Origin of the sequence: Rhodococcus sp. NPDC060084 (assembly GCF_042730335.1) — a bacterium.
GTDB lineage: Bacteria > Actinomycetota > Actinomycetes > Mycobacteriales > Mycobacteriaceae > Rhodococcus.
Genome location: NZ_JBHWWX010000025.1, coordinates 51299 through 59659 on the forward strand (window position 1 = coordinate 51299; position 8361 = coordinate 59659).

The window sequence follows — 8361 nt, forward strand, 5'->3', positions numbered from 1 at the left end:
GGGAATGCTGATGTCGGGGACTGCGGAGGCGGTGCTTGCCTCCGGAGTCGGCGACACCTTCCAGAACACGGCGCTCTCCGGTCCGCTGCTGCTCGCCGTCGGCGCGTGCATGCTTGCGGGCCTCGTCTCGTTCGCCTCCCCGTGTGTTGTTCCCCTCGTCCCCGGATACCTGTCGTATCTCGCGGGCGTCGTCGGCGCCGAGGCACCGGCCGTCACCGCGGATCAGGCCGGAGCGCGCACCACCAAGGTCCGTGACGACGGCCGTCTGCGCGTCGCCGGTGCGGCCGCGCTGTTCGTCGCGGGATTCACCGTCGTCTTCGTGCTCGCGACAGCGTCGGTCTTCGGGGCGATCTCGGCGCTCGCCGTCAACAGAGAACTGCTCATGCGCATCGGCGGCGTCGTCACGATCGTCATGGGACTGGTGTTCATCGGGCTCATTCCGGCCCTGCAACGCGATACGCGTCCCGAGCCCCGGCGCATCTCGAGCCTGGCCGGTGCTCCGCTGCTGGGCGCGGTCTTCGCACTCGGCTGGACCCCGTGCCTCGGCCCCACGCTGGCCGGCGTCATCTCGCTCGCGGCCGGCACCGAAGGCACCACCGCTGCGCGCGGAGTGACCCTCATCGTGGCCTACTGCCTCGGACTCGGCCTGCCGTTCATCGTGCTCGCGCTCGGCTCCGCCAAAGCGCTGCGCGGCGTGGGCTGGTTGCGTACGCACGCGCGTACCGTGCAAATCGTCGGCGGCGTCCTGCTCATGGTCGTCGGAATCGCTCTCGTCACCGGGGCATGGGACCTGTTCGTGTCCTGGGTTCGGGACGCCTTCATCTCGGAAGTGATCTTGCCAGTATGACCGCCACAGACACGCCCGCTCCTGCCCCGCAGCGACCGCCGCGGCAGACCCCCGCCGGGAGGGCGTTCGCTCTCGTACGCAACACCTGGCGTGGCCTGACCTCCATGCGCACGGCGCTGGTGCTGTTGTTCCTGCTCGCGCTCGCCGCGATCCCGGGCGCCCTGCTGCCGCAGCGCAGTCTCAATGCGGGCAAGGTCGACGAGTACATCAGCGCCCGTCCGACCCTCGGTCCGCTCATGGACAGGCTCGAACTCTTCGACGTGTTCGGCAGCTTCTGGTTCACCGCGATCTACGTCCTGCTGTTCGTCTCTCTCGTCGGCTGCATTCTGCCGCGCTGCGTCGCGCACTACCGCGCGCTGCGCACCCCGCCGGTACCTGCGCCCCGAAACTTCGCGCGCCTGCCGCACCACGTCGAGACCACCGTGGACGACGCGCCCGACGCGGTGCTCGACCGGGTACGCGGGCAGTTGCGTGGGTGGAAGGTCGAGCGTCGGGAGGGCGGACCTCGCGCTCACGACGGCGAGCTGACCCTCTCGGCGGAGAAGGGCTACCTGCGGGAAGTGGGAAACCTGGTCTTCCACATCTCGCTCGTCGCGTTGCTCGCTGCCGTCGCGATCGGCAAGTTGCTCGGTTACGAGGGGCAGCGCATCGTGGTCGCGAACGGCGAAGAATTCTGCACGACGTCACCCGCGGCGTTCGACTCGTTCATCGCCGGCGTGAACCTCGACGGCACGGGCCTGAACCCGATGTGCCTGCGCGTCAACGATTTCTCGGCCGACTACCTCGACACCGGCCAGGCCGAGATGTTCACGTCGAACATCGAGTACCAGTACGGCGACGACCTCGCGACCGACACCTGGCGCGACGCCCAACTGAAGGTCAACCACCCACTGCGCGTCGGCAGCGACCGCGTGTACCTGCAGGGACACGGTTACGCGCCCACGTTCACCGTCACCTGGCCGAACGGCGAGACCCGCACCGAGACGCTGCAGTGGGCGCCCGAGGACGCGACGACCTTCCTCAGCAGCGGCGCGATGCGATTCGACCCGCCCGGCGACATGTTCACCGAGCAGGACGAGCGCCGGAAGAACCAGATCGCGATCGAGGGTCTGTTCGCCCCGACGGCCTCCTTCCACGGGACGCTGTTGTCGTCGGTGTTTCCCGCGATGCTCGACCCCGCGGTGGCGATCGACGTCTACAAGGGTGAAGCCGGCCTCGACACGGGCAGTCCCCAGTCGTTGTTCTCGCTCAACAAGGAACTGATCAACCAGGGCCGCCTCGTCAAGCAGGACCGCGTGAACCTCATGCCGGGGGAGAGCGTGACGCTGGCGGACGGCACGCAGGTGCGTTTCGACGGTGCCGTCGACTTCGTGAACCTGCAGGTCTCGCACGACCCGGCACAGCAGTGGGTGCTGGTCGCGGCGATCACGATGATGGCGGGTCTGCTGGTCTCCCTCGTCGTGAAACGACGCAGGGTATGGGTTCGGGTGTATCCGGCCGGTACAGTGACAGACGGTAAACGACGAACCGTAGTAGAGGTCGGTGGGCTCGCGCGCACCGATCAGGCCGGGTGGGGCGACGAGTTCGACCATCTGGTCGAGCGACTTCTCGGACATTCCCCCACGCACGTCGGCACTTCACACGACGACATCGCCTCCGCCCCGGCGGCACAGGAGAAAAAGGCATGACACTCAACGACACCCTCGCGCAGTACAGCGACTGGGCCTTCGAGTCGGCGTTCGCGGTGCTGGTACTGGCACTGATCCTGCTGGTCGCCGAATATGCGACGCACCGCGCCGACGCTGTCGCCGAGCGCGAGCGGGTGCTCGTCGCGTCGGGCAGCAGCGTTCCGGCCGACGGACCGGGCCGGGTCACCGAGACGAACGGCCGGACGCTGTCGCAGCGCCTGGGCAACATGGGGCGCGCGCTGGTCGTGGTCGTCGCCGCTCTCCAGATCGCGTCCATCGTGTTGCGCGGATTCGCCACGGAACGGTTCCCACTCGGCAACATGTACGAGTTCGTGGCGATGGCGTGCGCCGCGGCGATCGTCTTCGGCCTGGTGATGCTCCGCAAGCCGTCCTACCGCATCATGTGGGTGTACGTGCTGGTTCCGGTGCTCATCCTCATGTTCCTCGCGGCCACCGTGCTCTACGCAGACGCCGCGCCCGTCGTGCCCGCGCTGCGGTCGTTCTGGCTCCCCATCCACGTCACGATCATCAGTGTCGGCAGCGGCATCTTCCTCGTCTCGGGTGTCGCGAGCCTGCTGTTCCTGCTGCGCATCCGTTACCCCAAGGGCGAAGCGTCGAGCGGGTTCTTCGCTGCGATGGCACAGCGTCTTCCCGATGCCCAGATCCTCGACCGGCTCGCGTACCGCACCACGATCATCGGTTTCCCGTTGTTCGGCGCCGGCATCATTCTCGGCGCGATCTGGGCCGAAGCGGCGTGGGGCCGGTTCTGGGGCTGGGACCCGAAGGAAACCGTCTCGTTCATCACCTGGGTCATCTACGCCGCGTACCTCCACGCACGCGCCACGTCGGGCTGGCGCAACACCCGCGCGGCCTGGATCAACGTCGCGGGCTTCGTCGCGATGCTGTTCAACCTGTTCATCATCAACATGGTCGTCTCGGGCCTGCACTCGTACGCCGGACTGAACTGACCCCTGCTATCGTCGCGCCGTCGCAGGCGAACAGCGGGGGGAGTAGGCGATGGGGGACGGAACGCAGGGGGACGGAACGCAGGGGGACGGAACGCAGGGGGACGGAACGCAGGGGGACGGAACGCAGCTACCGGGGGCCGGACAGCCGACCGCGCGAGACCTCGACGCGTCGCTCCTGGTTCGCCCGGTGGCCTCGCCGCCGCGCCGGGGATGGCGTCGTGCGGTGTTCCACGCGAGCGGTGGCCTGCTGACCATCGGTGACAGCGCACGGGAGCAACGCCGTCGCGACCTCGTCGACAGAGTGCGCACGCCGTCGCACGGGTGCTCCCGGATCGCGCTGCTGAGTCTCAAGGGCGGGGTCGGCAAAACGACCACGACGGTCACTCTCGGGTCGACCTTCGCGGCGCTTCGCGGTGACCGGGTCGTCGCTGTCGACGCGAACCCGGACCGGGGAACCCTCAGCCAGAAGATCGCCGCCGAGACCACCGCAACGGTCCGGACTCTCCTGCGTGACGAGCAGCGGCTCGATACCTACGCGGACGTCCGGGAGTACATGTCGCAGAACTCGCATCGCCTCGAAGTGCTCGCGTCGGACACCGACCCGGCGGTCTCGGAAGCGTTCAGCGGGGAGGATTACGAGCGCACTCTCGCCGTGCTCGAGCGTTTCTACAGCATCGTTCTCACGGATTGCGGAACCGGACTCATGCATTCGGCGATGCGCTCGATCCTGGGAAACGCGGACACGCTGATCGTCATCAGTTCGGGGTCGGTGGACGGCGCGCAGAGCGCATCGGCGACGCTCGACTGGCTCGAGGCGCACGGATACCGGGATCTCGTCTCGCAATCCCTCGCGGTGGTCAATGCGGTACGGCCGCGCTCGGGAAAGGTCGATCTCGACCGGCTCGTGGGACATTTCGCGCAGCGTTGCCGCGCGGTGCACGTCCTGCCGTTCGATCCGCATCTGGAAGAGGGCGCGGAGATCGATCTCGGCCGGTTGCAGGAAGGCACGCGGCGGGCATTGCTGGGCCTGGCCGCGGACGTCGCGGCCGGTTTCGCCGAGTCGGGAACGGGTTCCGGCCGCAGCCGAAAGCCGTGAATGCGTGTCTTCGTGACGTCGTTGTTCGTGACGTGGGGTCTATCTCGCAGGATCGTCGGTGCGTCCGGTGTTCCGGCGACCGGGAACCTCACTTCCCGGTATCGCCACTGTCCGGGTCGGGTCGCGCCGTGTCGTCAGGCGGACGGCGTCGTACTTCGCGGTCGACCTTCCAGAGGAACTCGGGGTCGTCGTCGGGACCGACGACCCGGGTGGGCGGCTTTCCGGAATTGGGCCCGTATGCCTTCCACAGCAAAACGGCCAGTGTCACCGCGCCGATGAGGGCCAACAGGTAGAGCACTACGCACCTCCTAGCCGTGGACGGCACCGTCGGGGGGATCCGGTGCCGGCGACCTACGTTCCCACAGTCTATGCGCCCCGGAGTTGTGCCCGTTGGGACGGGTGTGACCGGTAACGGGTCGGGTCCGGGTGGTGGTGCGTTCACCGCAGGCGCGGGCAGCGGTCGGGTCCGCTGCGGAGCAAGCCCTGCGGAGTTTCAGCGGCGCGTGATCAGCGTGTGGCTTCGGTCGTCAGGGACCGAAGGAGCGTGAGCACTTCGGACTCGCGGAATCGACGGTGGCCGCCTGGTGTCCGGAGTGACCCCAGTCGACCTGCGTGAGCCCACCGGGTGACCGTCTTCGGGTCCACATGGAACAGGGCTGCCACCTGGCCCGGAGTGAGCAGGGATTCTTTGGCGCCGTTGAAAGTGGGTGCACTCATCTTGAAATCCTCCCGGTTGGATTGCCTTGATCGAGGTATTCGATCGTGTTGTCCAGTGACATGGTTGCACCGGAACCCCTGGTTGCTCGAACGGTCAGCCGTTGGTAAAGCGGAAGTAATAGACAAAACGGACGAGCGGCCAAGCCTCAGGGGTCGGTGTCCCGTGCCCGTACCGCGCCGACAGTTACCCTGGAAGGGTGAACGACGAACGCCGGAACGACTCCCCGGAACAAGACTCCTCCTCGGATAGCCGCTCCGAGGGCATTTCACACACAACGCCCGCGAAGGGCGCCGTGCGTGCTTCCGGCAGCACGGGCACCCTCGTTCGCGATGTGGCGCTGTACTCCCTCGCGCGGCTCGGACTCGTCGTCGTGCTCGCGCTGCTGATCATCTACGTGCCGCGTGTCTTCGGTGTCGAGATCCCGCTGCTGGTGGCCGCGCTGTTCGCAGTGCTCATCGCGCTCCCGGTCTCGCTGGTGCTGTTCAAAACGCTCCGCCGTCGCGTCAACGAGGGCATCGCTGCCGTCGACGAGCGCCGCCGGACCGATCGCGCAGATCTGGAGAACCGGCTGCGCGGTGAAGGCCGCCGGTGACCGACGTGGGTGCCGCGGTCGTCGACCGCAGCGAGCCGCGTGACTGGGTCGACAATGCCGTCCGGCTGATCGAAGCGGACGCGCAGCGGAGTGCCGACACCCATCTGCTCCGCTACCCTCTTCCCCCCGAATGGGGCGTGCAGCTGTATCTCAAGGACGAGTCGACGCACATCACCGGCAGTCTCAAGCACCGTCTCGCACGGTCGCTGTTCCTGTACGGCCTGTGCAACGGGTGGATCACCCGGGACACCCCGATCGTCGAGGCGTCGTCCGGGTCCACCGCGGTCAGCGAGGCGTATTTCGCGAAGCTTCTCGGTCTCGCCTTCGTCGCGGTCGTGCCGCGCACGACATCCCCGGCCAAGGTCGCGCTGATCGAGGCGCACGGTGGCCGCTGCCACTACACCGACCGGCCGTCCGAGATGTACAGCGAGGCACGACGTCTCGCCGACGAACTCGGTGGGTGCTTCATGGACCAGTTCACGAACGCCGAGCGTGTGACCGACTGGCGCGGGAACAACAACATCGCTGAAAGCATCTACTCGCAGATGCGGCTCGAGCAGCACCCGGTGCCGGACTGGATCGTGGTCGGCGCCGGCACCGGAGGAACGAGCGCGACGCTGGGTCGCTTCATCCGGTATCGCCGTCACCGGACCCGTCTCGCGGTGGTCGACCCGGAGAACTCGGCGTTCTTCGGCGGCTACGAGAGCGGTTCGGCCGACTACACCACCGGAATGCCGTCCCGTATCGAGGGGATCGGCCGGCCGCGGGTGGAACCGTCGTTCGTCCCGGAGGTCGTGGACCGCATGATCCGGGTTCCGGACGCGGCGTCGATCGCCGCGATGCGGCATGCGGGCGAGGCGCTCGGCCGGCGCGTCGGCGGTTCGACGGGGACCAATCTGTGGGGTGCCTTCGGGCTGGTCGCGGACATGCTCGCCGACGGCCGCCGGGGGAGCGTGGTGACGCTGCTGTGCGACGGCGGCGAGCGGTACAGCGACACGTACTTCTCCGACGACTGGCTCGCGGCCGAGTCGATCGACCTGGCGGAGTCGACGGCTGTGCTCGAGAAGTTCGCAGCCACCGGACTGTGGAGTCCCGGCATACCCGACTGACCCCTGTCGAGGGTCTCTGTTTGTCAACATCTATTGACGTCGCCACAGTTGTCAACCTACATTGACAGCATGACCGACACCACCGACCTGGCGGCATCTGCCGCGAGCCCCGACCCGGCAGTGGGCCTTCGCGCGGTCCGCGCGCTCCGGCGACTGCTCGAGCGACTCGAGACGGTCCAGGTGGAGAACGCGAGGAATCAGGGCTGGTCCTGGCAGGCCATCGCCGACGAACTCGAAGTGAGCAGACAGGCCGTCCACCAGAAGCACAACCGGAAGCGCAGGTGATCGTCGTGTTCGAAAAGTTCGCAGACAGTGCCCGGTCCGCGGTGGTCGCCGCGCAATCCGAGGCGAAACGACTCGAGGCTCAACGGATTCACCCGTCGCACCTGCTGCTCGGAGTCCTCGTCAGCGCGGACGAGCCTCTGCGCGACCTGCTCGCCGACGCGGATCTTACGGTTGACGGTCTCCGCGACGACTGCGCCGCACAGGCACCCGGCGATGCGCTCGGTGCCGACGACGCTGCCGCACTCGACGCGATCGGCATCGACCTGGACGCGGTGAAATCGCGGCTCGAGGAGACGTTCGGCGAAGGTGTTCTCGACCGCGATCCTTCTGGAACGGGCGATGCAGGACGCGGGAATCTGTGGGGGCGGTTCGGCCACATCCCATTCGACAGGGGGGCCAAGAAGGTGCTCGAACTGTCTCTCCGAGAGGCGATCGCCCGGCACGAACGGGTCATTCGTGCCGAACACCTCCTGCTCGGTGTGCTCCGGTGCGGCGACCCGTCGGCCACCGCGCTGGTCGAGGCGCACGTACACCGCGACGAACTGCGACGACGCCTCGTCGAGCACCTCGACGAGGCCGCCTGAAACCTCTGCGACTCCGTGGCAGGCGATGTGCCACAGTGACTGCATGATTTCACTTGTACTGCGGTTGATCATCAACGCCATCGGCCTGTGGCTTGCCGCTCAATTGGTGTCCGGCATCAGTGTCACGGAACCCGGAGGCGCGTCCCAGACCGACCTCGGGACGATCATCACGCTGGTCGTGCTCGCGGTGATCTTCACCGCGGTGAACGCACTGGTCAAACCGATCGTGAAGATGCTGTCGCTGCCCCTGGTGATCCTGACCCTCGGGCTGTTCACGCTCGTCGTCAACGCGCTGATGCTCTGGCTGACCGCATGGCTCAGCGGATTCACCGACTACGGACTGACCATCGCCGGATTCTGGTCCGCCTTCTGGGGCGCGATCATCATCTCGCTCGTCAACTTCGTTCTCGGCCTGGCCGTACCCGACCGCGACTGACGGTGCCCGTTCCGGGCGGCAGTTCTGCCGCCCGGAAC

General features: G+C 67.3%; 11 protein-coding genes. 9 read left to right on the forward strand and 2 right to left on the reverse strand.

Going from position 1 to position 8361, the window contains the following annotated elements:
• Nucleotides 1-10 precede the first annotated feature (10 nt).
• The 4 genes from ACFWBU_RS14195 to ACFWBU_RS14210 are packed head-to-tail and all read left to right on the forward strand — an operon-like array spanning nt 11 to nt 4599.
• Complete coding sequence (locus ACFWBU_RS14195) at nt 11-847, forward strand: cytochrome c biogenesis CcdA family protein (protein ID WP_378528551.1); 837 nt, start codon at nt 11-13, stop codon at nt 845-847.
• Entirely contained in the window at nt 844-2535 is a 1692-nt protein-coding gene (locus ACFWBU_RS14200; protein ID WP_378528549.1) for a cytochrome c biogenesis protein ResB, read from the forward strand. Before ACFWBU_RS14195 ends, ACFWBU_RS14200 begins: the two co-directional genes overlap by 4 nt.
• Nucleotides 2532-3503 carry a c-type cytochrome biogenesis protein CcsB gene (gene ccsB, locus ACFWBU_RS14205; protein WP_169651269.1) on the forward strand — a complete coding sequence of 324 codons (972 nt, stop codon included), beginning with the start codon at nt 2532-2534 and terminating at the stop codon, nt 3501-3503. Before ACFWBU_RS14200 ends, ccsB begins: the two co-directional genes overlap by 4 nt.
• 49 nt (nt 3504-3552) lie before the next feature.
• On the forward strand, nt 3553-4599 hold the full coding sequence (locus ACFWBU_RS14210; protein WP_378528550.1) for a MinD/ParA family protein: 1047 nt from the start codon (nt 3553-3555) through the stop codon (nt 4597-4599).
• 88 nt (nt 4600-4687) lie between these two features.
• Here ACFWBU_RS14210 and ACFWBU_RS14215 read toward each other — a convergent pair whose 3' ends face one another.
• The gene (locus ACFWBU_RS14215) at nt 4688-4897 is read right to left on the reverse strand and encodes a hypothetical protein (RefSeq protein ID WP_296549454.1); all 210 of its coding nucleotides are present in this window, start codon (nt 4895-4897) and stop codon (nt 4688-4690) included.
• Between the two features lie 209 nt (nt 4898-5106).
• Nucleotides 5107-5316, reverse strand: coding sequence for a BldC family transcriptional regulator (locus tag ACFWBU_RS14220; protein ID WP_072704338.1), 210 nt, complete (start codon nt 5314-5316; stop codon nt 5107-5109).
• Between the two features lie 263 nt (nt 5317-5579).
• Here ACFWBU_RS14220 and ACFWBU_RS14225 point away from each other — a divergent pair, with 263 nt between their 5' ends.
• The 5 genes from ACFWBU_RS14225 (at nt 5580) to ACFWBU_RS14245 (ending at nt 8323) form a co-directional block, all read left to right on the forward strand.
• Complete coding sequence (locus ACFWBU_RS14225) at nt 5580-5909, forward strand: DUF4229 domain-containing protein (RefSeq protein WP_169619618.1); 330 nt, start codon at nt 5580-5582, stop codon at nt 5907-5909.
• A 5-nt stretch (nt 5910-5914) separates the two neighbouring features.
• Nucleotides 5915-7018 (forward strand): PLP-dependent cysteine synthase family protein, encoded by a 1104-nt coding sequence (locus ACFWBU_RS14230; protein ID WP_378528552.1) that lies wholly within the window; start codon nt 5915-5917, stop codon nt 7016-7018.
• A 69-nt stretch (nt 7019-7087) separates the two neighbouring features.
• Entirely contained in the window at nt 7088-7303 is a 216-nt protein-coding gene (locus ACFWBU_RS14235; protein ID WP_169651265.1) for an HTH domain-containing protein, read from the forward strand.
• Between the two features lie 5 nt (nt 7304-7308).
• Nucleotides 7309-7887 (forward strand): Clp protease N-terminal domain-containing protein, encoded by a 579-nt coding sequence (locus ACFWBU_RS14240; protein WP_346765265.1) that lies wholly within the window; start codon nt 7309-7311, stop codon nt 7885-7887.
• A gap of 43 nt (nt 7888-7930) precedes the next feature.
• The gene (locus tag ACFWBU_RS14245; protein WP_169619454.1) at nt 7931-8323 is read left to right on the forward strand and encodes a phage holin family protein; all 393 of its coding nucleotides are present in this window, start codon (nt 7931-7933) and stop codon (nt 8321-8323) included.
• The last annotated feature ends 38 nt before the right edge of the window (nt 8324-8361 follow it).